This window comes from Flaviramulus multivorans, from assembly GCF_021728415.1.
GTDB lineage: Bacteria > Bacteroidota > Bacteroidia > Flavobacteriales > Flavobacteriaceae > Sabulilitoribacter > Sabulilitoribacter multivorans.
The window spans coordinates 481,084-503,226 of the sequence record NZ_JAKKDV010000002.1; the positions used below are offsets into that span (position 1 = coordinate 481,084).

Genomic DNA, 22,143 nt, shown 5'->3' on the forward strand with positions numbered 1-22,143 from the left:
TTTTAGTTATTACTCCTCTAATCTGATATCTAAACCTAAACCTTTCAGCTCGTGCATTAGTACGTTGAATGATTCTGGTAACCCTGGATCTGGCATTGGCTCACCTTTTACAATACTTTCGTATGTTTTAGCTCTACCAATAACATCATCAGATTTTACAGTTAATATCTCTCGTAAGGTACTTGATGCTCCATAAGCTTCAAGTGCCCAAACTTCCATCTCACCAAAACGCTGACCACCAAACTGTGCTTTACCACCAAGAGGTTGTTGTGTAATTAATGAGTAAGGTCCAATAGAACGTGCGTGCATTTTATCATCAACCATGTGTCCTAATTTTAACATGTAGATAACACCTACAGTTGCTGGTTGATCAAATCTTTCACCTGTTCCACCATCGTATAAATACGTATGTCCATATCTAGGTATTCCTGCTTCGTCAGTTAATTCATTAATCTGATCGATTGTAGCACCGTCGAAAATTGGAGTAGCAAATGTGCGTTCCAATTTTTGTCCAGCCCATCCTAGTACCGTTTCATAAATCTGTCCGATGTTCATACGAGATGGTACACCAAGTGGATTTAATACGATATCAACAGGTGTTCCGTCTTCCAAGAAAGGCATATCTTCAGCTCTAACTATACGAGCTACGATACCTTTATTACCATGACGACCCGCCATTTTATCTCCTACTTTAAGCTTACGCTTTTTAGCGATGTAAACTTTAGCTAGTTTAATAATACCAGCAGGTAATTCATCACCTACAGAAATAGTGAACTTTTCACGACGTAAAGAACCTTGTAAATCGTTTTCTTTAATCTTATAGTTATGAATTAAATCGGCTACAAGTTGATTAGTATGGTCATCAGTCGTCCATTTACCAGTTACCAAATGCGCATAATCATCAACAGCATTTAACATTTTTAAAGTGAATTTTTTACCTTTTGGTAAAACTTCTTCACCTAAATCGTTAAAAATACCTTGAGCTGTTTTACCATTAACGATATTGAATAATTTTTCGATTAAAATGCTTTTTAATTCGTCAAATTTTCTATCGTATTGAGCTTCTAATTCAATAATATCATCTTTATCTTGGGCTCTTTTACGCTTATCTTTAACAGCTCTTGAAAATAATTTCTTTTCAATTACAACACCGTTTAAAGATGGTGACGCTTTTAAAGATGCATCTTTTACATCACCTGCTTTATCACCAAAAATAGCACGAAGTAATTTTTCCTCAGGAGTTGGATCACTTTCTCCTTTAGGGGTAATTTTTCCAATTAAAATATCACCAGGTTTTACTTCTGCACCAATACGAATCATTCCGTGCTCATCTAAATCTTTAGTAGCTTCTTCTGAAACGTTTGGAATATCATTAGTTAATTCTTCGTTACCTAATTTGGTATCACGAACTTCCAATGAATATTCATCAATATGAATAGATGTGAAAATATCTTCGCGAACCACTTTTTCAGAAATTACAATCGCATCCTCAAAGTTATACCCTTTCCAAGGCATAAAGGCTACTTTCATGTTTCTACCTAAAGCTAATTCTCCTTTTTGCGTTGCGTATCCTTCACATAAAACTTGACCTTTGGTTACTTTATCTCCTTTAACCACAATTGGTTTTAAGTTGATAGATGTCCCTTGGTTTGTTTTTCTGAATTTTACTAACTCATAGGTTTTAATGTCGTTATCAAAACTTACTTTAGCTTCATCTTCAGTGCGTTCGTATTTTATTTGAATTTCATTCGCATCTACGTAAAGTACTTCTCCGTTCCCTTCTGCATTAATCAATACACGAGAATCAGAAGCTACTTGACGCTCTAATCCAGTACCTACTATTGGTGCTTGTGGCAACAATAAAGGAACTGCTTGACGCATCATGTTAGATCCCATTAACGCACGGTTAGCATCATCATGCTCCAAGAAAGGAATTAAAGATGCCGATATAGATGAAATTTGATTTGGTGCCACATCCGTGTAATGAAGTCCGTTAGGATCAATTACAGGGAAGTCACCTTCCATTCTTGCAATTACTTTGTCATGTAATATTTTACCCTTGTCATCAACTTTAACCGTTGCTTGAGCAATCAATTTTTCTTCTTCTTCCTCTGCACTCAAATAAACTGGTGCTCCTTTTATATCAACCACTCCATTCTCAACAGAACGGTATGGTGTTTCAATGAATCCCATAGAATTCACTTTAGCAAATACTGATAATGAAGAAATTAATCCAATATTTGGTCCCTCAGGAGTTTCAATCGGACATAAACGACCATAGTGGGTATAATGAACATCACGAACCTCGAACCCAGCTCTTTCACGAGAAAGACCTCCTGGTCCAAGTGCCGAAAGACGACGCTTATGAGTAATTTCAGCTAATGGATTGGTTTGATCCATAAACTGAGACAACTGGTTTGTACCAAAGAACGAGTTAATTACAGATGATAATGTTTTCGCATTAATCAAATCAATCGGTGTAAATACCTCGTTATCACGAACGTTCATACGCTCACGAATAGTACGAGCCATACGTGCTAAACCAACTCCAAATTGTTGAGATAATTGCTCACCAACAGTACGTACACGACGGTTTGATAAGTGATCAATATCATCAATCTCTGCTTTAGAATTGATAAGCTCAATTAAATATTTTATAATAGTAATGATATCTTCTTTAGTAAGCACTTGCTTATCCATTCCAATATCAAGACCTAACTTTTTGTTCATTCTGTAACGCCCAACTTCTCCTAAAGAGTAACGTTGGTCTGAAAAGAATAATTTATCAATTATTCCACGAGCAGTTTCTTCATCAGGCGGTTCTGCATTACGCAATTGTCTATAAATATGCTCAACAGCCTCTTTTTCAGAGTTTGTTGGATCTTTTTGAAGCGTATTATGAATGATAGCATAGTCACCTAATTCTGTGCCTTCTTTATGTAAAAGAACGGTTTTAACATCTGCTTCAAGAATTTCTTCAATATTGTCTTTATCTAAAACAGTATCACGATCAAGAATAATCTCGTTACGCTCGATTGATACCACCTCTCCTGTATCTTCATCAACAAAATCCTCATGCCAAGTGTTAAGTACACGAGCTGCTAATTTTCTTCCTGTATATTTTTTTAATCCAGTTTTAGATACTTTTATTTCTTCAGCTAGATCAAAAATTTCTAAGATATCTTTATCACGCTCAAAACCAATGGCTCTGAATAAAGTTGTTACAGGTAATTTTTTCTTTCTATCAATGTATGCATACATTACCTGATTGATATCTGTAGCAAATTCAATCCAAGATCCTTTAAATGGAATTACTCTTGCAGAATATAATTTAGTTCCATTTGCATGGTGAGATTGTCCGAAAAACACTCCAGGAGAACGGTGTAATTGAGATACAACTACACGCTCTGCACCATTAATAACAAATGTACCACTAGGAGTCATGTAAGGAATAGTTCCTAAGTAAACATCTTGAACAATGGTCTCGAAATCCTCATGTTCAGGATCTGTACAATATAACTTTAACCTAGCTTTTAGCGGAACGCTGTAAGTTAATCCTCTTTCAATACACTCTTCAATGGTATATCTTGGTGGATCTACAAAGTAATCTAAAAATTCTAAAACGAATTGATTACGAGAATCTGTGATTGGAAAATTTTCCATGAAGGTATTGTATAACCCTTCATCACCTCTTTCTTCAGATTTTGTTTCTAATTGGAAAAAATCCTGGAAGGATTTAATCTGAATATCTAGAAAATCTGGATATTCTGTTCTATTTACAATAGAGGAGAAATTTAATCTTTCAGCTTGTGTTGACAACATCAATAGACGGAATTTTGATTAAAAAAAAATTTAAATTGGTATATAATGATTATATACACAAAATGGTTTAGGTCTTAAAAGCAATGCTTCAGACCTAAACCTTTATGTTTTTGAGATACTAAGCTTACTTAAGCTCAACCTCAGCCCCAGCTTCTTCTAAAGATGCTTTTAAGCCTTCAGCTTCATCTTTAGAAACACCTTCTTTAATTGGGCTTGGTGCACCATCAACTAATTCTTTAGCTTCTTTTAAGCCAAGACCAGTTAATTCTTTAACTAATTTTACAACTGCTAATTTAGAACCACCTGCAGCTTTTAGTATAACATCAAATTCAGTTTGAGCTTCAGCGGCATCATCACCACCAGCAGCAGGACCAGCAGCAACAGCTACAGCTGCAGCAGCAGGCTCAATACCATACTCATCTTTTAATATAGTAGCTAACTCATTTACTTCTTTTACTGTAAGGTTAACTAATTGTTCTGCGAAATCTTTTAAATCTGCCATTTTTCTATCGTTTTAATAAATTTTAATAATAATATATTTGTAATAAAGTGCGTACTATTTAATACTATCCTTCTTTTTCAGATAGTGTTTTAATAATTCCAGCTAGTTTTCCTCCACTTGATTTAAGTGCAGAGACAACATTTTTAGCAGGAGATTGTAATAATCCAATGATTTCTCCTAATAATTCCTCTTTAGACTTGATATCAACTAACATGTCTAATTGGTTGTCGCCAATATAAACTGCTTCCTCAATAAATGCTCCCTTTAATAAAGGCTTATCTGATTTTTTACGGAAGGTTTTAATTAACTTAGCTGGTACATTACCTGTTTCAGAATACATCACTGATGTATTTCCTTTTAAAACTGTTGGAAGGTCTCCAAAATCTCTATCGGATGCTTCCATTGCTTTTGCCAGTAATGTGTTTTTAACAACTGCTAATTTTACGTTTGCTTTAAAAGCAGCACGACGTAAATCTGAGGTTGTTCCTGCGTTTAATCCAGAAATATCTGCTAAATAAATATTTGCATTGTTGGCTAATTCTGCAGTTAAGTCCTCAATTACTTGTGATTTTTCTTCTCTTGTCATAATAAAAGTTTTAACTTAATTAACCAATTTTAGGATCAACAGCAATACTTGGGCTCATGGTTGAAGACATAAATATGCTTTTTACGTAAACTCCCTTTGCAGTTGTCGGTTTTAGTTTTATTAATGTTGTTAATAATTCATTTGCGTTTCCAGCAATTTTATCAGCACTAAATGATGCCTTTCCTATAGCAGCGTGTACAATACCAGTCTTATCAACTTTAAAGTCAATTTTACCTGCTTTTACTTCTGTTACAGCTTTTGCAACATCCATAGTAACCGTACCAGTTTTTGGGTTTGGCATTAAACCACGAGGACCTAATACACGTCCTAAAGGACCTAATTTACCCATAACACTTGGCATGGTGATAATTACATCAACGTCGGTCCAACCACTCTTGATTTTATCAAGATACTCGTCTAAACCTACGTAATCTGCCCCAGCTTCTTTCGCTTCTGCTTCTTTATCTGGAGTTACTAATGCTAATACTTTCATGTCTTTACCAGTTCCGTGAGGAAGTGAAACCACTCCTCTTACCATTTGGTTAGCTTTACGAGGATCTACTCCTAAACGTACTGCTAAATCAACTGATGCGTCAAACTTGGTATTGGTAATTTCTTTTATTAATGCTGATGCTTCATCAACTGAATAAATTCTACCTTTTTCTATTTTCGCTAAAGCTTCTTTTTGCTTTTTTGTTAATCTTGCCATTTTATAATGTCTTTAATAGATTATGAAGGAAATTTTCCTGTTACAGTTATTCCCATCGATCTTGCTGTACCAGCAACCATTTTCATAGCAGACTCTGTCGTAAATGCATTTAAATCTACCATTTTGTCTTCTGCAATAGTTTTAACCTGATCCCAAGATACTTTAGCTACTTTTTTTCGGTTTGGCTCTCCAGAACCCTTCTTCACCTTAGCCGCTTCTAATAATTGAACTGCTGCTGGTGGAGTTTTGATTACAAAGTCGAATGATTTATCTTTGTAAACAGATATAACCACTGGTAATACTTTACCTGGCTTATCTTGTGTTCTGGCATTGAATTGCTTACAGAACTCCATGATGTTAACACCTGCAGCTCCTAAAGCGGGTCCAACCGGTGGCGATGGATTCGCAGCACCTCCCCGAACTTGTAACTTAACTACTTTACCTAATTCTTTTGCCATTTTTAAAAATTTAATTTTGATGATGTCAATCAATTGGAAGCGAAAGACACATCTATCTTAATGTAACACTAATTATACTTTTTCAACTTGCATATAACTTAACTCTAGGGGCGTCTTTCTTCCGAAAATTTTAACCATTACTTCAAGTTTACGCTTCTCTTCATTTATTTTTTCAATCGTACCATCAAATCCATTAAATGGCCCATCAATAACTTTAACTGTTTCACCTTTAGTAAAAGGTATAGCTACATTTGCGCTTTCTTCTACAGATAGCTCATCAACTTTACCTAACATTCTGTTAACTTCAGATTGTCTTAACGGTACTGGGTCACCTCCTTTAGTTTCTCCTAAAAATCCGATGACGTTTGTAACCGACCTTATAATATGAGGAACTTCTCCCGTTAAGTTGGCTTGAATCATTATATAGCCAGGAAAAAACACCTTTTCTTTGTGAATTTTTTTCCCATTTCTTATTTGAATAACTCGTTCAGTTGGAACTAATACTTGATCAACAAAATCTTGTAAACCTAATCGAGCAATCTCATTCTCTATATAAGTTTTTATTTTGTTTTCTTGCCCACTTACAGCTCGAACAACATACCATTTTTTTTCAGTAACCTCAGACATAATCTTTCTTTTTAACCTATAACCTTTTCAAAATAAAATGCTATGACTTTACTAAAAACTGTATCAACTCCCCATATAGCTAGAGAAAATATAATTGAAAAAACTGCAACTAAAACTGTTAAACTTTGAGCTTCAGCCCAAGTTGGCCAAGTCACGTTATTTTTTAGTTCTCCAAATGATTCTTTTATATAATTTACAATTCCAGCCATTTTGATATTTCTTAATTAAATATGAATTGAATAAAATTTCATTCAACATATAGGGTATAACCCTTTTTTGATTTTGCACGGGTTGAGAGACTCGAACTCCCGACACCTGGTTTTGGAGACCAGTGCTCTACCAACTGAGCTAAACCCGTAAACATAAGTCAAGGTATTCCGAGAAATCGGAATACCTTAAGCTTAATATTTATTTAAACGTATTAGTCTAAAATCTCAGTTACCTGACCAGCACCAACTGTTCTACCACCTTCACGGATTGCAAAACGTAAACCTACATTCATTGCAATTGGTTGAATTAATTCAACAGTAATAGTTAAGTTATCTCCTGGCATAACCATTTCAACTCCACTTGGAAGCGCAATGTTTCCAGTTACGTCAGTTGTACGTACGTAGAACTGTGGACGGTAGTTGTTATGGAATGGAGTATGACGTCCACCTTCTTCTTTTTTAAGGATATAAACCTCTGCTTTAAATTTAGCATGTGGTGTTACAGAACCTGGTTTAGTAATAACCATACCTCTAGAGATTTGAGTTTTCTCAATACCTCTTAATAAGATACCTGCGTTATCTCCAGCTTCACCTCTATCTAATATTTGACGGAACATTTCGATACCAGTAATTGTAGAAGTTAATTTCTCAGCACCCATACCGATAATTTCAACAGGATCACCAGTTTTAGCAACACCAGTTTCAATACGACCTGTAGCAACTGTACCACGACCTGTAATTGAGAATACATCTTCAATTGGCATTAAGAATGGCTTATCCATATCACGAACTGGCTCTTCAATCCATTTATCAACAGCTTCCATTAATTCCATTACTGTATCAACCCATTTTTGCTCTCCGTTAAGTGCTCCTAATGCAGAACCAGAAATTACAGGACCATTATCTCCATCATATTCATAGAATGATAATAAATCTCTGATTTCCATATCTACTAATTCAAGTAATTCTTCATCATCAACCATATCCACTTTATTCATGAATACAACGATACGAGGAATACCTACCTGACGTCCTAAAAGGATGTGCTCACGAGTTTGTGGCATTGGACCATCAGTAGCAGCAACTACTAAAATAGCACCATCCATCTGAGCAGCACCAGTTACCATGTTCTTTACGTAATCCGCGTGACCTGGACAGTCAACGTGCGCATAGTGACGGTTAGCTGTTTGATATTCTACGTGAGATGTATTAATTGTAATACCTCTTTCTTTTTCTTCTGGAGCATTATCAATTTGATCAAATGATCGTGCTTCAGAATAACCTGCATCAGCTAATACTTTAGTAATAGCAGCAGTTAAAGTTGTTTTACCGTGATCTACGTGTCCAATTGTACCTATATTTAAGTGTGGTTTTGAACGATCGAAAGTTGCCTTTGCCATGTTTTTTAAATAATTTAATCTTAGTTATATAATAATATTAGTGTATTCTAATTTTTTGTTCAATATAGAGCCAATGACGGGAATTGAACCCGTGACCTCTTCCTTACCAAGGAAACGCTCTACCCCTGAGCTACACCGGCTTAAATATTAGAGCGGGAGACCGGGTTCGAACCGGCGACATTCAGCTTGGAAGGCTGACGCTCTACCAACTGAGCTACTCCCGCAATATTTAATAATCCTGTGTTTAATGTGCTTTAAAAAAGCTCATATTTTGAACTTTAAAAAGTGGGGAGAGCAGGATTCGAACCTGCGAAGACGTAGTCAGCAGATTTACAGTCTGCCCTCGTTGGCCGCTTGAGTATCTCCCCAATTAAACTTATTTCACTCTTTTAAAGAACTTAATCTTTTTAAAAATTGATTAAAAAGATTTATTTTTGAGCCGATGGAGGGACTCGAACCCACGACCTGCTGATTACAAATCAGCTGCTCTAGCCAGCTGAGCTACATCGGCGTTTTTATACTTTTTGACGCATAAAAAAGCCCGTTATTTCTAACGGACTGCAAATGTATAGATTTATTTTTTTATTCAAAACATTTTTTAAGAAATTTTAATGCAAATTTGCTCTTAATTTTTCTTTTCGCTTTTTTAATTGTCTTTCTAAGGATGCAATTGCCATATCTGCACCTTCTTCAAAGGTTTTACATTGTTTTTTAACAACAAAACTATCTCCTGGTACACTAACTTTTGCTTCGAATATTTTATTTTCCTTATCGCTTGTGTTTTCAACTTTTAAATAAACGTCTGATTTAATTACTTTATCATAAAACATATCTAACTTATCCATACGTTTCTGGATAAATGAAATGAGTTTTCTGTCGGCATTAAAATTAACGGATTGTGTGTTTACTTTCATCTGCTTGCATTTAATTTAAAAAAGTCAGGTTTAATTGGCCTTAATAATAACTGAAGTACTTATTATATTAAAGCTCGTACCATACTACTCCTTTTTTGGTTAGACAATAACTTATACTATTTTTTACTTCTAGGATGTGCATTAACATGCACTTTTTTTAATTCTGCTATACTATTATGAGTATAAACTTGTGTAGCAGCTAAACTTGAATGTCCTAATAGTTCTTTAACAGCATTTAAACTTGCACCTTGGTTTAACAAATGTGTTGCAAAAGAGTGCCTTAGTATGTGTGGACTCTTTTTTACTTTTGATGATGCCAAACTAAAATAATCATTTATTATTCTGTAAACAAGTGTTTCGTATATTTTTAATCCTTTTTTCGTTAAAAATAAACTATCATCATTTGAAATACATTCAAGTTCGCTTCTCAATTTTAAATACTGTATTGTAGTTTGTACTACTGAATTTAATAACGGTACAATTCGTTCCTTATTTCTCTTACCTAATACTTTTAACGTTTTATTATGTAAATCGATACTTGACACTTTTAATTCTACTAGCTCGATCCTTCTAATACCTGTTGAATAAAATATTTCAATGATAAGCTTGTTGCGAACGCTTTCAAAATCATCACCAAAATTTAAATCATTTAAAACCGTTTCTACTTCGGCTTCTGAAAATGGCACTTGTATTTTTTTACTTGTTTTTAAAGCTTTGTGTTTAGATAAGGGATTGGAAGTAATATCTCCAACTTTTAATAGAAATTTATAATACGTATTGAGCGCTGAAATTTTTCTGTTGATACTTCGGTTTGATAATCCATTTTCAACTAGTGACACGATCCAACTTCTTATCTGTGAATAATTAACTTTGATTATTGAATTCGAATCGTATTCTGATTTGATAAACTCCGAGAAATTCTCTAAATCATTTTGATAAGCCTTTACGGTAAGTGCAGAGTAGTTTTTCTCTAAGAGCAAATAATCTGTAAATGATTTGAAAGGCAAGATTAAGCTTTTAAGTTGTTAAATTCATTTAGCTAAAAATACAACCTTTTAATTAATTATTGTGCAAAAAAAAAATCCCGCATACTGCGGGATTTTTATGTAATGATATCTTTATTATACTTCTTCAGCGTCTCTTAAACTTTGAATGTATTGCGCTTTTTGTATCTGCGCTCTACGCTCTACAGATGGTTTTGTAAACTGCTTACGCACTTGAAGCTGACGCTTAACACCCGTTTTATCAAACTTACGTTTAAAACGCTTTAGCGCTCTATCTATATTTTCTCCTTCTTTAATTGGTATTATTAACATAGTGTCTTAACCTCCTCTCTTTTAGAATTTTCAGTTTGCAAATATAAAATTAATTCTGAATTCTGAATTTAAAATTAAAAAATATTTTAAGTTGCTGGTTTATATTCCTTTTTATCGATGATGATTTTAGCAAGAATTTCTCTTAAAATCTCTGAAGTACCACCACCAATAGGTCCTAACCTGCTATCGCGCAGTAGTCGTGCCATAGGATAGTCTTCCATATAGCCATAACCACCCAAAAATTGTAAGCATTGGTATATAACCTCATCGGCCATTTTTGTAGACTTAAGCTTAGACATACTTGCCTCCTTTACCACATATTGACCTTTGTTGAGTCTATAGGCAACAGAATAATTGTATTCTTTACAAATTTCCATTTCGGTATATAAATCGGCTACTGTATGACGTAGTGCTTGAAATTTATCTATGGATTTACCAAAGGCTTGACGCTCACTCATATATTGTAGTGCATACTCTAAAGCAAATTCCGCACGAGCATGGGCATTTACTCCCATGATTAAACGCTCTAACGAAAAATGTTGCATAATGTATGAGAAGCCTTTACCTTCTTCACCCATTAAATTTTCAACAGGCACTTTAACATTATCAAAAGCTATTTCACCCGTATCGGATGCACGCCAACCCAATTTATCCAATTTTGTTGCCGAAACTCCTTTAGCTTCTCTATCTATAACAAACATGCTAATACCTTTATTCCCTAATTCTGGGTTTGTTTTTGCTGCAACCACTAAATAATCGCTGTAAACCCCGTTAGTTATAAATGTTTTTGAACCATTTAATATATAGTGGTCTCCTTGTTTTACTGCCGTACTTCGCATACCAGCCACATCACTACCTCCAAAAGGTTCGGTTATACAAAGGCATCCTATTTTATCGCCCGAAATACTGGGAGCTAAATAGTTTTGCTTTATGGTTTCATCGCCTTCCGCATTGAGGTGCGTCATGGCTAAATATACATGCGCCCAAATTGCTGCTGCAAAACCTCCTGAGTTTACTTTTTGAAGCTCTTCAAGAAGTATTACGGTGTAGAATAAATCTAAATTCATACCACCATAGGCTTCGGGATAGTTAATACCGAAGAATCCCATATCGCCAAATTTTTTCCAAATAAAACGATCTATTGTTCCGGTTTTTTCCCAATTTTCTATGTGTGGAACAACTTCTTTTTGTAAAAAATCTTGTAGGCTTTTCCTAAAAAGGTTATGCTCTTCTGTGAAGTACATGCTATTCATTTGTTTTCTTTTTCGAGATGCAAATATAATTTAATTATCTCGATTTTATTTACAGGAAAGCCTTTTACTTTTTTTAATTCGTCTAAAGATTTATAGCCCTCTCTAAGTATACGCTGTTCGATAATCTCGTTTGCTAAATCATAGTCAATATGTTGAACGGTAACCAAGTCATCTATTGTTGCAGAGTTTAAATTTAACTTTTTAATAACTCTAGGGGTTTTTACTGTAAAATCGTTCGTAATTCTTTCGATAACTTCAGGTGTTAATCCATATATGTCTTGTAATTGAACATCGGAGATAAAACCACCTTTAAATTTATTTCTGTATTCAACAATTCGTTTAGAGTAATAGTCACCAATACCATTTACCTTTTGTAATTGTTGTGCAGTTGCGGTATTTAAATCTTGCTTTTGCCCGTAAGATTTTGGTTGACTACTATATGAGTATGTAATATTTGATGGCTTTGGATTTGTTACCCATTCTGGAAATTTGAAATAAGGTGATATTGCATCTAATAAGGAATCGGAAACTTGGGTAACTTCTTGAAATTGCTCAGTGGAATTAATCCATTTATTTTGTTTTCTAAAATTAAGTAGTCTGTCAATTTCCTCATTAGTCATTCCCAAAGTAGCACCTCTATAATCCGTAATATAATTAGGGTTGAACGGAAATATTTTTGGTTTACTTTCTTCTAACTGGACTTGCTTGAGCGAATCTATTTCCCTTTCAAATTTTAATATAGTTTCTTTATCAACATCAATATTATCAGATGTGAAATCAACAAAAAAGTAAACACATTGCATGATAATAATGAGAAGTATTAATAAAAAAATCCCATTTCGTTGTTGTTTAGTAAACGTGAAATGGGATTTCATATGTAATAGTCTTAGTTAGTTTATTCTTCTATCGCTTCCTTTTTTAGATTAATAGCATCAAGGTAGCGTTTTAATTGTTTTTTAACTACTGGGAATAACAAGAACAGACCAACCATATTTGGGAAAATCATAGCGAAAATCATCGCATCTGAGAACGACCAAATTGATCCCATACTTGCAGCGGCTCCAATAACCACAAAAGTTAAGAATAATAATTTATAAACTAAATCAGCTGTTTTTCCTCTTCCAAATAAAAATTTCCAAGATTGCAACCCATAGTAAGACCATGATATCATAGTTGATACTGCAAATAATACAACAGCAACTGTTAAGAATACATTTGAATATGGTATATATTCTGCGAACGCTTTAGATGTAATTCCTGCACCCTCAAAAGGTAATCCATCAATATATACAACTCCAGAACCATCTCCTCCGTATTCAAAAAAGCCTCCGAAATTAAATATAATAATTACTAAAGCCGTCATGGTACAAATAACAACGGTATCAATGAAAGGCTCTAATAAGGCCACTAAGCCTTCACTGGCAGAATATTTTGTTCTTACAGCTGAATGCGCAATAGAGGCAGAACCTGCTCCCGCTTCATTTGAAAAAGCAGCACGTTGGAATCCAACCAGTAGTACACCTATAACAGAACCAACGCCAAATGCGGTTGGGTTAAACGCTTCTCTTACTATAAGAGCAATGGCATCATCAATTAAACCAAAATTACTGAAGATGATATAAATACATGCAACAATATACATTAACGCCATAAAAGGCACTACTTTTTCAGTCACTGAAGCAATACGTTTAATACCACCTATTATGATGATACCAACCAATACTGCTAAAACAAGACCAACAATGGCACCCGCTGCTGTACTTTCCCAATCAAATAATTCTTTTATTACAATCGTTGCCTGATTAGATTGAGCTGCATTACCCCCACCAAAAGAACCACCAATACAGAATACAGCAAAAATACCAGCTGCAATTTTCCCGATTGTTTTAAAGCCTTTTGCTTTAAGTCCTTTACTAATGTAATACATAGGACCTCCATACACAGTTCCATCCTCGCCTACATCCCTGTATTGCACTCCTAACGTACACTCAACAAATTTGGTAGACATTCCTAATAAACCACAAATAATCATCCAAAATGTAGCTCCTGGTCCACCAAGTGCAATTGCTAAGGCTACACCGGCAATATTACCATTTCCAACGGTACCGGAAACGGCAGTTGCTAGCGCTTGAAAGTGAGAAACCTCACCATCAGAACTTTCGTCCCTAATTGTATCTACTATATCTCCATCAACGGCTAAATCGTCTTGCACACTAACCAAATGCTCTTCTATATCGACCTTGGACAAATCCTGACCTTGTGCAATACCACCTTCACCATATAATTCTTTAGCTCCGTGTTTCTCAATATCCTCATATTTTCCTCTTACTGTGCTAATAGCTGTCCAGAAATATCTAATATTTGGAAACCCAAAATAAATAGTAAAAAATAAAGCACTACCCACCAACAACACTAAAACAAATGGTATGGTATAAACATCATCCTGATAAACTGGAAAGAATATTACATCTGTAAAAAACTGAGCTATGGGAGCAAATGCTTGATCTATTTTTTCATCAAGCCCTATTTCTTCCTCTTGAGCAAAAGTAATTACAGGAAATATTAATGTGATAATTGAAAGAAGATATTTCTTCATAAGAATTTAATATTAGTTAGTTTTTAGTGTTATTTTTTGAATTAAAGTTGGCAAGATGCTAAAAAAAATTCATTTTTTAAAAGAATGCTTGTTAAAATAGATGATTCTACTATTCGATATTATATTCAGAATTCAAAGCTTCAATTTGTTCCGGTCTTCCTAAAACTATAACTTTAGAATTGGGAACCAATTTTAGGTCTGCTTCAGGGTTAACAATGTACTCTCCATTTTCATCTTTATAACCAATAACGTTACAGCCAGTTTTTCGTCTTAAATCTAAATCTTTTATTGTCTTAATAGTATTTATATTGTACAGTTTTTCAACAGCCACTTCTTCAATGTTTATATTGGATTTTCCAACAATTGAAAGATTATCTATAAATTCCATTAAACCTGGAATAACTACTAAAGATGCCATATGATCGCCTCCTATTTTATCTGGCAATATAACGTTGTTGGCTCCTGCAAATTTTAGTTTATCGTAAGATGATTCTTGAGAAGCTCTACTTATAATATTTATAGTTTTACTAAGTTGTCTTGCAGACAATACCACAAACAAATTATCGGCATCATTTGGTAATGCTGAAATAAAACATGACGCACGATCGACTCCTGCATGTATTAAGGTTTCATCTTCATTGGCATTTCCAATTACATACAAAACATCATCCATTTGTAAGCGCTCTTCCATCTCTCTATCCCTTTCTACAACAACAAACTTTTTTTTGTAGGCCATCAATTTTTTAGCTGCCTGACGTCCATTTCTGCCATAACCACATATTACCACATGGTTTTTAAGGTTTTCAATCTTCTTTTGCATCCTTTTATGTTTTATCTGTTCAATAGTGCTTTTGCTTAAAATATACTCTGTAATTATAGACAATGCATAACCCACAATAATTATACTTCCCAGAATTAAAAATATGGTAAAAATTTTAGATTTTTCATCAAGAGGAATTACCTCACCATAACCCACCGTTGTCATGGTTATAACGGTCATATACAAAGCATCAATCCAGGAATATCCAGAAATCATTTTATAGCCTACTACTCCTATAAATAGAATTATAATGAGTAAAAAAATAGCTGTGTAAATTCTGGTTCTAAAAAATCGTATTATTGGGTTACTCATAATTATAAATCAAATACTGAAGAGCGCTTTGTGTAAACTAAATCTTTAATTCGCATCCAAAATGCCAAAAACAAATATAGGGCAAAACCAAAACCAACAGTAACAAAAGTTAGATACATAAAGGATGTGCGAACTACTTTTGCTCTTATACCCAACCTATCAGCAATACGTTGACAAACGTAATATCCACGTTTTTGAAAATATAGCAGAAGTTTATAAAAAAAATTCATGCTGCAATTTAGCATTTAGTTTATTTGTTTAAAAGTTTATTTACTTAAAAGTGAATTCCCAATAGCACATTGTAAGCACTTGTTTTTATCGCAATAAAATGCTTTGAGTTGAATGAGTGCTTGGGAGTCTAATGCTGAATTTGAAACATGCTTTAAATTATTAAATGCAGTAATAATATTATTTTTCTCAGAATGAATTTCAGTACCCAATTTTATTATTAAGTCATCAATATCGTTACCTTTTTGTTTTGCATAACAGAATTTAATTGGAATAATAGTATTTATAAGCAATAAGTCTATAAACGATTTCGTCAACAATTTTACTGATGCTTTTGACTCTTTTTGGAATGTGTAATGCGTTTTCCAGAAGCTGGAAGTTGTTACTTTAAACAGTTTATAAAATTTCTCTAATGTATTTGCTTCTATCACTTTTGAAAACAAATTTTGATTTTGGCTGTATAGACTTGCTAATTGTGATAACCTAATAGTTGGAAAATTAGGCGGTCGTAATCTAAAAAATTGAATTTGAGTAACTTGATTCTTCTCTAGTTTAAATTTTTGCTTTAAAAACTGATACTCTTTTGATAAACTTAAATAATATGGTTCTTCGATTTTCTCTTCTAGTAAACCAGATTGTCCAAGCAATAAAGCTTCTAAAGTTTGCTGGTTAGACTGTGTTTTCCTTATAATTGAAAAATCAATAGAGTTGGCAACACTTAAAAACGCTTCACCATTAACTTTTAGTCCAAAATTTTTAGCCAGCATTTTAAACAAAACTCCTTCCCAATCATTTTTCGATTCCTCTAAAAGTGTTTCAATAGTTTTAGATTTTTGTTCTAAGCGCTCAAAATACAAGCGTTCTAACCAATTCTTTAAAAGAAAATCATCAACAGATTTAAAATCATTCTCGCAGTTAATCCATTTGTTTTCTTTTGAAAACAGCTTTTTATAACTATTTAAAACAGAAGTCTCAACAAAATCTCTTATTTGTAGTGTTGGTACTGGCGTGTTATTGTTTCTAAATACATCCGTATCGTGCTCCCAAACCACATGCAAAATTACATTGTCATATGCCTTATCTTGTTCATGATTGTGTAAAAACCAATCAGACGATTTAATATGAATTTCAACATTTCCAGCCCAAAGTTGCTGATCTATTTTTATTTGTGCATTAAAAAAATCAGGGCCTGAGTTTAGGTTGTGTTGCCCAACATTATTTACAGAAACCGCTTCATTATTAGTAGTTTTTAAATGGGTAACTTGAAATTTTTTATGTTTCCAGATGTAATGTAGAAAATCTTCTTGCATCACACTAAAATAGCAAAAGAAATAAAACAGCAAGCTTGATTTTATGTAAAAAAAAGGATAACTTCGTTTACCTACCTATTATATATTATAACATGTTATTTTAAGCCATTATAATGCGTAATATCAACAAAACAATAAACATTTCAAAAAACCTCATCATATTTGGGGTGCCCTTGTTGATTATCGGGCTGATGGTACTAATTGTTAATTCATCTATTTTTAAAATCAATCCTACCGTATTATCAATTGGTGTAACGTTTGATTTGCTACTAACTGTTCCTTTGATGTATTTATTACTCATTAGAAAAACTAATATTCCAAAAACAACAGTGATTCCTTTATTAATTTTAAGTATCATCATTTGCACACTTATACTTCCTACAGAAAATCAATATTATCTTAATCTATTTAAAACTTGGGTATTGCCTATTGTTGAAATTTCCGTTCTATCCTACGTAATCTATAATGTTAGAAAAGGCATTAAACGTTATAAATTAAATAAAACGGATTCCTTTGATTTTTTTACGACCTTAAAACAAACTTGTTATGAATTGCTCCCAAAAGGAATTGTAATGCCCATTGTTACAGAAATAGCCGTTTTTTATTACGGGTTTATTTATTGGAAAAAAAGATACTTAAAAAACAATGAATTTTCCTATCACAAAAACAGCGGAACCATAGCACTGTTGCTTGCAATTATTTTAATAGTAGCTGTTGAAACTTTTGTGTTGCATATACTACTTATAAAGTGGAGCAGTATAGCTGCTTGGATTTTAACATTTTTAAGTATTTATTCTGGTATTCAAATTCTAGGATTCCTGAAATCCATTTTAAAAAGGCCCATATCAATTGAAAGGAACAAACTATATCTTCGATATGGAATTATGACTGAAACAACAATTGATTTAAGAGATATTGACACTATAGAAATTTCATCAAAAGATATAGAACTAAATAAAGACACCCGAAAATTATCAATTTTAGGTGCTTTGGAAAGTCATAATATTATAATTCACTTAAAAAAAGAAAATGAGTTGATTGGGCTTTATGGGATAAAAAGAAAGTATAAAAACATAGCACTATACATTGATGATAAAATCAAATTTGAAAATCAAATAACTCAGGGTTTACAACAGTTGGCTTAGAGTTTATTCCTTTCAAAAAATGTTTTACTAAAAAAAATGAATTCATAAAAATAATGAAAACTAATATCATCTACTTTTTTATAATCTCTGCTTTCATTGCTTGTAAACAAACAACACAAGACACATCAGAATCTGGTGAACAATCAAAAAACGTCATTGAGTATTCAGAAATTATTGATTTAAGTTATGAGTTTTCTGAAGAAACTATTTATTGGGTTACAGCAAAACAGTTTAAACTCGATACTGTTTTTAATGGACAAACAGATAAGGGTTTTTACTATTCTGCATACAATTTTACTACGGCAGAACATGGAGGCACTCATATTGATGCGCCTATTCATTTTTCTAAAAATAGTGAAACGGTTGACCAAATACCTTTAAAAAACCTAGTTGCACCAGCCATCAAAATTGATGTTTCAACTAAAGCCTTAAATAACCCTGATTATCAAATTACGGTTGAAGATTTAACACAATGGGAAGCAAAAGAAGATATGCAAATACCGAATGGGAGTATTGTGTTATTACATACTGGGTTTTCTAGCTTTTATCCTGATGTTGTAAAATATTTAGGTACTAATCAACGCGGTGAAGAGGCTGTAAAGCTTTTACATTTTCCAGGGCTATCACCAGAAGCTGCACAATGGTTGGTTACTAATAGAAACATTAACGCCATTGGAATTGACACTGCGAGTATTGATTATGGTCAATCTCAGCATTTTGGAAGTCATGTAAATTTGATGTCTAAAAATATTTCGGCGTTTGAAAACTTAACCAACCTTGACAAGCTACCTAATAAAGGATTTTACATTGTAGCGTTACCCATGAAAATCAAAGGAGGCTCTGGTGCACCTTTGCGTATTGTGGCTTTATTGAAATAACAAAAATATGGAACAACTAACCTTAACAACTCCAGCCTTATTGTTTTCGGCTATTTCATTAATTATGCTTGCGTATACCAATAGGTTCTTAGCTTATGCATCGGTAATACGGAGTTTGCACGACAAGTATAAAAAAGAAAAAGATTCTATTTTAATAGCTCAAATAAAAAATATAAAGCAACGCTTATATTTAACACGCTCCATGCAAATTTTTGGTATTAGTAGTTTACTATTATGTGTTTTAACAATGCTATTAATTTACATTCAACAACATATTATTGCAGTTTGGGTTTTTGGTTTAGCATTACTTTTATTAATAATTTCTTTAGGGTTATTAATTGTTGAAATACAAATTTCTGTAAAAGCATTAGAGCATCATATTAGTGATATTGAGAACAGTTAATATGTTTTTTAAATTTCTTTACTTGTTGAATTAACTGAATTATGGCATACAAAAAGTTGAAATATTGGTTTGACAAAAATCTAGCAGAATTAATATCACAAAAGCTAAAAGCAAATGGAACGAATTTCAACGAAGAAGATTTTATTAAAAGTATTGATAGAAATGTTGTTGATTTAGAGTTAAAAGACCGAGTTGAATTGATTGCGGATGAATTGTACTTAAGACTTGATAAAGACTACAAAAAGGGAATAGTAAAACTCATGGATATTTTAGGTCCAGAAAACGAAAAAGAAACAGGAATGTTTACTGAGTTTTATTGGATAATGCCAATAGCAAAATATGTTGAAAAATATGGGTTGAACGATTTTGAAATTTCCATGATTGCCATTGAAAAAATCACTAAGCGCAATACTGGTGAATACACTATTCGACCATTTATTGAAAAAGACCTTAAAAAAACCATGCAACAAATGATGATTTGGTCTGTTAACCCCAACAAACATGTTAGGAGATTATCCAGTGAAGGTGTTAGACCTAGGTTACCTTGGGCGAAGAAACTAGATATCTTCATTGAAAATCCTAAACCTATAATTCCAATTTTAAACAATTTAAAAGACGACCCGTCAAAATACATTCAAAAATCAGTCGCTAACTGCATCAATGATATTTTTAAGGATAATTATGATGTTGGAAAAGAATTGATTGAATCTTGGAATGGAAAACAAATAAGTAAAGAAAGAAAATGGATTATTAAACACGCCCTGCGAAATCTTTTAAAAGAAAATAATAATTGGGCTATTGAAATGACCAATTAAAAGTACCTATTAACTGACAGCTTTAAACCAGCAAAACCATATATCTTAAATTTACTTTTATTACAACGCACTGATAATATCGTACTTGGTAATTATCTGATAATTGTCATCATCAAGTTTTACTAAAACCGCATTATTATCTCTACTAAATAGCTTTGAAATATCATCAACCGACGTGTTTTTATTTACTATTGGAAACGGTTTATGCATCACATCTTTTATAGGTAAATCTGAAATATCTTTGTTTTCAATATACTTTCGTAATAAGTCTGCCTCATCAATTGCACCTACAAATCCCGTAGAATCTTCAACTGGTATTTGCGAAATTTTATAGGTTTTCATTCGCTCGATAGCATGCATCACCAATTCTTCAGTTTTCACCGTTATTAAATTTTGGTTGCCCGAAGCTTTTACTAAATGTTCAGCAGTTGTTTTTTCATCGTCAATAAATCCGCGTTCTCGCATCCACTCTTCATTAAACATTTTACCCACGTATCGGCTTCCGTGGTCGTGAAAAAGTACAACAACAACATCGTCCTTAGTAAATTGCTCTTTTAATTGTAAAACACCTTTTATTGCAGAACCTGCAGAGTTGCCTAGGAAAAAACCTTCTTCTTTGGCTAACTTTTGAGTATAAATAGCCGCATCTTTATCGGTTACTTTTGTAAAACCGTCTATAATACTAAAATCAACATTTTTTGGTAAAATATCTTCCCCAATACCTTCGGTGATGTATGGATAGATTTCGTTTTCATCAAAAATACCTGTTTCATGATATTTTTTAAATACACTACCATAGGTATCAACACCCCAAACTTTAATATTTGGGTTTTGCTCTTTTAAGTATTTTCCAACTCCCGAAATAGTTCCGCCTGTACCTACTCCAACAACAAAATGTGTCACTTTACCATCGGTTTGCTTCCAGATTTCAGGACCTGTAGTTTCATAATGAGCCGCAGCATTACTTGGATTATCGTATTGATTTACATACCATGAATTGGGCGTTTCTTCACTTAATCGTTTTGAAACAGAATAGTAACTTCTAGGATCAGTTGGCTCAACGTTGGTTGGACACACTACTACTTTAGCTCCTACTGCCCTAAGTATGTCCATTTTTTCTTTGGATTGTTTATCACTGATTACAAACACGCATTTGTAACCTTTTACAATAGCTGCTAGCGCTAAACCCATACCTGTATTGCCTGAAGTACCTTCGATGATGGTTCCTCCGGGTTTTAAACGTCCGTCGGCTTCAGCATCTTCAATCATTTTAAGCGCCATTCGGTCTTTTGTAGAGTTTCCAGGGTTAAAGGTTTCGTATTTTGCCAATACTAAACAGGGCAAATCTTTTGTAAGTTTATTGAGTTTTACTAAAGGAGTATTTCCGATAGTTTCAAGTATGTTTTTAGCGTAATTCATATCGTGCAAAAATACATAATTGATTTAAAAAACCTGTATTTGTTATGAATATTTAAGCAAAAACAGCCTTTTGTTATCGAATTTATTAATCACTTCATCGTTTGTCTCCCCCATTAATCTTCAAAAAGGTTCTTTTAGTCCAAAAAATTTAATATCCTTTTATAAACACTTTATGTTTGTCATGTAACCCAAATACTTTTATTATGAAAACAAAATCTTTTATTACAGGTCTAATAACCATAGGTTTAATTGCTAGTCTTTCCGCTTTCAAAGTAGATATTTGCCATAATGTAGATAACAATCCACATGTCATTAATGTCTCATTACCTGCAGCGGCAATGCATCTTATAAAACATGAAGGTGATAGATTAGGAAGTTGTGTTGTCTATGGTCGTTAACAAATTAAATATAACAAAAGCCG

At 33.3% G+C, this 22,143-nt stretch carries 23 protein-coding genes and 5 tRNA genes; 5 read left to right on the top strand and 23 right to left on the bottom strand.

Translation table 11 applies throughout. From position 1 onward, the window contains the following. Positions 1–9 precede the first annotated feature (9 nt). The 22 genes from rpoB to L3X39_RS07110 all read right to left on the bottom strand — a co-directional run bounded on the left by rpoB (position 10) and on the right by L3X39_RS07110 (position 17,062). Positions 10–3,822 carry a DNA-directed RNA polymerase subunit beta gene (rpoB, locus tag L3X39_RS07005; RefSeq protein ID WP_237231062.1) on the bottom strand — a complete coding sequence of 1,271 codons (3,813 nt, stop codon included), beginning with the start codon at positions 3,820–3,822 and terminating at the stop codon, positions 10–12. Between the two features lie 124 nt (positions 3,823–3,946). After that, positions 3,947–4,324, bottom strand: coding sequence for a 50S ribosomal protein L7/L12 (gene rplL / locus L3X39_RS07010; protein ID WP_237231063.1), 378 nt, complete (start codon positions 4,322–4,324; stop codon positions 3,947–3,949). 64 nt (positions 4,325–4,388) lie between these two features. Next, on the bottom strand, positions 4,389–4,910 hold the full coding sequence (gene rplJ / locus L3X39_RS07015; RefSeq protein WP_237231064.1) for a 50S ribosomal protein L10: 522 nt from the start codon (positions 4,908–4,910) through the stop codon (positions 4,389–4,391). A 19-nt stretch (positions 4,911–4,929) separates the two neighbouring features. Beyond that, entirely contained in the window at positions 4,930–5,619 is a 690-nt protein-coding gene (gene rplA, locus L3X39_RS07020; protein WP_237231065.1) for a 50S ribosomal protein L1, read from the bottom strand. A 20-nt stretch (positions 5,620–5,639) separates the two neighbouring features. Beyond that, a complete protein-coding gene (gene rplK / locus L3X39_RS07025; RefSeq protein ID WP_237231066.1) occupies positions 5,640–6,077 on the bottom strand; it encodes a 50S ribosomal protein L11 in 438 nt (145 codons plus the stop codon). A gap of 72 nt (positions 6,078–6,149) precedes the next feature. After that, positions 6,150–6,704 (bottom strand): transcription termination/antitermination protein NusG, encoded by a 555-nt coding sequence (gene nusG, locus L3X39_RS07030; RefSeq protein ID WP_237231067.1) that lies wholly within the window; start codon positions 6,702–6,704, stop codon positions 6,150–6,152. A gap of 11 nt (positions 6,705–6,715) precedes the next feature. Then, on the bottom strand, positions 6,716–6,913 hold the full coding sequence (secE, locus tag L3X39_RS07035) for a preprotein translocase subunit SecE (protein WP_237231068.1): 198 nt from the start codon (positions 6,911–6,913) through the stop codon (positions 6,716–6,718). A gap of 76 nt (positions 6,914–6,989) precedes the next feature. Continuing rightward, positions 6,990–7,062 (bottom strand) — tRNA-Trp (locus tag L3X39_RS07040). 63 nt (positions 7,063–7,125) lie between these two features. Continuing rightward, positions 7,126–8,313, bottom strand: a complete 1,188-nt coding sequence (gene tuf, locus L3X39_RS07045) for an elongation factor Tu (RefSeq protein WP_237231069.1) — start codon at positions 8,311–8,313, stop codon at positions 7,126–7,128. A 68-nt stretch (positions 8,314–8,381) separates the two neighbouring features. Then, positions 8,382–8,453 (bottom strand) — tRNA-Thr (locus L3X39_RS07050). Positions 8,454–8,464: 11 nt separating this feature from the next. Continuing rightward, a tRNA-Gly gene (locus L3X39_RS07055) sits at positions 8,465–8,537 on the bottom strand. Between the two features lie 62 nt (positions 8,538–8,599). Further along, positions 8,600–8,681: transfer RNA gene (locus L3X39_RS07060), tRNA-Tyr, on the bottom strand. Between the two features lie 69 nt (positions 8,682–8,750). After that, positions 8,751–8,824 (bottom strand) — tRNA-Thr (locus L3X39_RS07065). A 97-nt stretch (positions 8,825–8,921) separates the two neighbouring features. Continuing rightward, the gene (hpf, locus tag L3X39_RS07070) at positions 8,922–9,227 is read right to left on the bottom strand and encodes a ribosome hibernation-promoting factor, HPF/YfiA family (RefSeq protein ID WP_237231070.1); all 306 of its coding nucleotides are present in this window, start codon (positions 9,225–9,227) and stop codon (positions 8,922–8,924) included. A gap of 116 nt (positions 9,228–9,343) precedes the next feature. Further along, positions 9,344–10,234 (bottom strand): tyrosine-type recombinase/integrase, encoded by an 891-nt coding sequence (locus L3X39_RS07075; RefSeq protein WP_237231071.1) that lies wholly within the window; start codon positions 10,232–10,234, stop codon positions 9,344–9,346. A 114-nt stretch (positions 10,235–10,348) separates the two neighbouring features. Beyond that, positions 10,349–10,543 (bottom strand): 30S ribosomal protein S21, encoded by a 195-nt coding sequence (gene rpsU, locus L3X39_RS07080; protein WP_237231072.1) that lies wholly within the window; start codon positions 10,541–10,543, stop codon positions 10,349–10,351. Positions 10,544–10,629: 86 nt separating this feature from the next. Then, positions 10,630–11,796: an acyl-CoA dehydrogenase family protein gene (locus L3X39_RS07085; protein ID WP_237231073.1), complete on the bottom strand. Its 1,167-nt coding sequence runs from the start codon at positions 11,794–11,796 to the stop codon at positions 10,630–10,632. Further along, entirely contained in the window at positions 11,793–12,671 is an 879-nt protein-coding gene (locus tag L3X39_RS07090) for a ComEA family DNA-binding protein (RefSeq protein WP_237231074.1), read from the bottom strand. Before L3X39_RS07090 ends, L3X39_RS07085 begins: the two co-directional genes overlap by 4 nt. A 20-nt stretch (positions 12,672–12,691) precedes the next feature. Next, positions 12,692–14,392: an alanine/glycine:cation symporter family protein gene (locus L3X39_RS07095; RefSeq protein ID WP_237231075.1), complete on the bottom strand. Its 1,701-nt coding sequence runs from the start codon at positions 14,390–14,392 to the stop codon at positions 12,692–12,694. Positions 14,393–14,501: 109 nt separating this feature from the next. Next, entirely contained in the window at positions 14,502–15,524 is a 1,023-nt protein-coding gene (locus L3X39_RS07100) for a potassium channel family protein (RefSeq protein ID WP_237231076.1), read from the bottom strand. A 2-nt stretch (positions 15,525–15,526) separates the two neighbouring features. Next, the gene (locus tag L3X39_RS07105; RefSeq protein ID WP_237231077.1) at positions 15,527–15,754 is read right to left on the bottom strand and encodes a PspC domain-containing protein; all 228 of its coding nucleotides are present in this window, start codon (positions 15,752–15,754) and stop codon (positions 15,527–15,529) included. 36 nt (positions 15,755–15,790) lie between these two features. Beyond that, complete coding sequence (locus L3X39_RS07110; RefSeq protein ID WP_237231078.1) at positions 15,791–17,062, bottom strand: DUF2851 family protein; 1,272 nt, start codon at positions 17,060–17,062, stop codon at positions 15,791–15,793. Between the two features lie 113 nt (positions 17,063–17,175). Between L3X39_RS07110 and L3X39_RS07115 the strand changes: the two genes are divergently transcribed. Genes L3X39_RS07115 through L3X39_RS07130 form a run of 4 tightly spaced genes read left to right on the top strand, consistent with a single transcriptional unit; the run spans position 17,176 to position 20,303 of the window. Continuing rightward, positions 17,176–18,207, top strand: a complete 1,032-nt coding sequence (locus L3X39_RS07115) for a hypothetical protein (RefSeq protein ID WP_237231079.1) — start codon at positions 17,176–17,178, stop codon at positions 18,205–18,207. A gap of 53 nt (positions 18,208–18,260) precedes the next feature. Next, a complete protein-coding gene (locus L3X39_RS07120; RefSeq protein WP_237231080.1) occupies positions 18,261–19,085 on the top strand; it encodes a cyclase family protein in 825 nt (274 codons plus the stop codon). 7 nt (positions 19,086–19,092) lie between these two features. Beyond that, positions 19,093–19,488 carry a DUF2721 domain-containing protein gene (locus tag L3X39_RS07125; protein ID WP_237231081.1) on the top strand — a complete coding sequence of 132 codons (396 nt, stop codon included), beginning with the start codon at positions 19,093–19,095 and terminating at the stop codon, positions 19,486–19,488. Between the two features lie 41 nt (positions 19,489–19,529). Continuing rightward, positions 19,530–20,303, top strand: coding sequence for a 3-methyladenine DNA glycosylase (locus tag L3X39_RS07130; RefSeq protein ID WP_237231082.1), 774 nt, complete (start codon positions 19,530–19,532; stop codon positions 20,301–20,303). A 60-nt stretch (positions 20,304–20,363) separates the two neighbouring features. On the opposite strand, the gene L3X39_RS07135 is transcribed toward L3X39_RS07130, so the two are convergent. After that, positions 20,364–21,722, bottom strand: a complete 1,359-nt coding sequence (locus L3X39_RS07135) for a pyridoxal-phosphate dependent enzyme (protein WP_237231083.1) — start codon at positions 21,720–21,722, stop codon at positions 20,364–20,366. A gap of 176 nt (positions 21,723–21,898) precedes the next feature. Here L3X39_RS07135 and L3X39_RS07140 point away from each other — a divergent pair, with 176 nt between their 5' ends. Beyond that, positions 21,899–22,120 (top strand): hypothetical protein, encoded by a 222-nt coding sequence (locus tag L3X39_RS07140; protein ID WP_237231084.1) that lies wholly within the window; start codon positions 21,899–21,901, stop codon positions 22,118–22,120. The last annotated feature ends 23 nt before the right edge of the window (positions 22,121–22,143 follow it).

Bases quoted from the DNA above. Each gene is read 5' to 3' on its own strand.
- rpoB (WP_237231062.1), bottom strand. From the start codon at position 3,822: ATGTTGTCAACACAAGCTGAAAGATTAAATTTCTCCTCTATTGTAAAT.
- rplL (WP_237231063.1), bottom strand. From the start codon at position 4,324: ATGGCAGATTTAAAAGATTTCGCAGAACAATTAGTTAACCTTACAGTA.
- rplJ (WP_237231064.1), bottom strand. From the start codon at position 4,910: ATGACAAGAGAAGAAAAATCACAAGTAATTGAGGACTTAACTGCAGAA.
- rplA (WP_237231065.1), bottom strand. From the start codon at position 5,619: ATGGCAAGATTAACAAAAAAGCAAAAAGAAGCTTTAGCGAAAATAGAA.
- rplK (WP_237231066.1), bottom strand. From the start codon at position 6,077: ATGGCAAAAGAATTAGGTAAAGTAGTTAAGTTACAAGTTCGGGGAGGT.
- nusG (WP_237231067.1), bottom strand. From the start codon at position 6,704: ATGTCTGAGGTTACTGAAAAAAAATGGTATGTTGTTCGAGCTGTAAGT.
- secE (WP_237231068.1), bottom strand. From the start codon at position 6,913: ATGGCTGGAATTGTAAATTATATAAAAGAATCATTTGGAGAACTAAAA.
- tuf (WP_237231069.1), bottom strand. From the start codon at position 8,313: ATGGCAAAGGCAACTTTCGATCGTTCAAAACCACACTTAAATATAGGT.
- hpf (WP_237231070.1), bottom strand. From the start codon at position 9,227: ATGAAAGTAAACACACAATCCGTTAATTTTAATGCCGACAGAAAACTC.
- rpsU (WP_237231072.1), bottom strand. From the start codon at position 10,543: ATGTTAATAATACCAATTAAAGAAGGAGAAAATATAGATAGAGCGCTA.
- L3X39_RS07085 (WP_237231073.1), bottom strand. From the start codon at position 11,796: ATGAATAGCATGTACTTCACAGAAGAGCATAACCTTTTTAGGAAAAGC.
- L3X39_RS07090 (WP_237231074.1), bottom strand. From the start codon at position 12,671: ATGAAATCCCATTTCACGTTTACTAAACAACAACGAAATGGGATTTTT.
- L3X39_RS07095 (WP_237231075.1), bottom strand. From the start codon at position 14,392: ATGAAGAAATATCTTCTTTCAATTATCACATTAATATTTCCTGTAATT.
- L3X39_RS07100 (WP_237231076.1), bottom strand. From the start codon at position 15,524: ATGAGTAACCCAATAATACGATTTTTTAGAACCAGAATTTACACAGCT.
- L3X39_RS07105 (WP_237231077.1), bottom strand. From the start codon at position 15,754: ATGAATTTTTTTTATAAACTTCTGCTATATTTTCAAAAACGTGGATAT.
- L3X39_RS07110 (WP_237231078.1), bottom strand. From the start codon at position 17,062: ATGCAAGAAGATTTTCTACATTACATCTGGAAACATAAAAAATTTCAA.
- L3X39_RS07115 (WP_237231079.1), top strand. From the start codon at position 17,176: ATGCGTAATATCAACAAAACAATAAACATTTCAAAAAACCTCATCATA.
- L3X39_RS07120 (WP_237231080.1), top strand. From the start codon at position 18,261: ATGAAAACTAATATCATCTACTTTTTTATAATCTCTGCTTTCATTGCT.
- L3X39_RS07125 (WP_237231081.1), top strand. From the start codon at position 19,093: ATGGAACAACTAACCTTAACAACTCCAGCCTTATTGTTTTCGGCTATT.
- L3X39_RS07130 (WP_237231082.1), top strand. From the start codon at position 19,530: ATGGCATACAAAAAGTTGAAATATTGGTTTGACAAAAATCTAGCAGAA.
- L3X39_RS07135 (WP_237231083.1), bottom strand. From the start codon at position 21,722: ATGAATTACGCTAAAAACATACTTGAAACTATCGGAAATACTCCTTTA.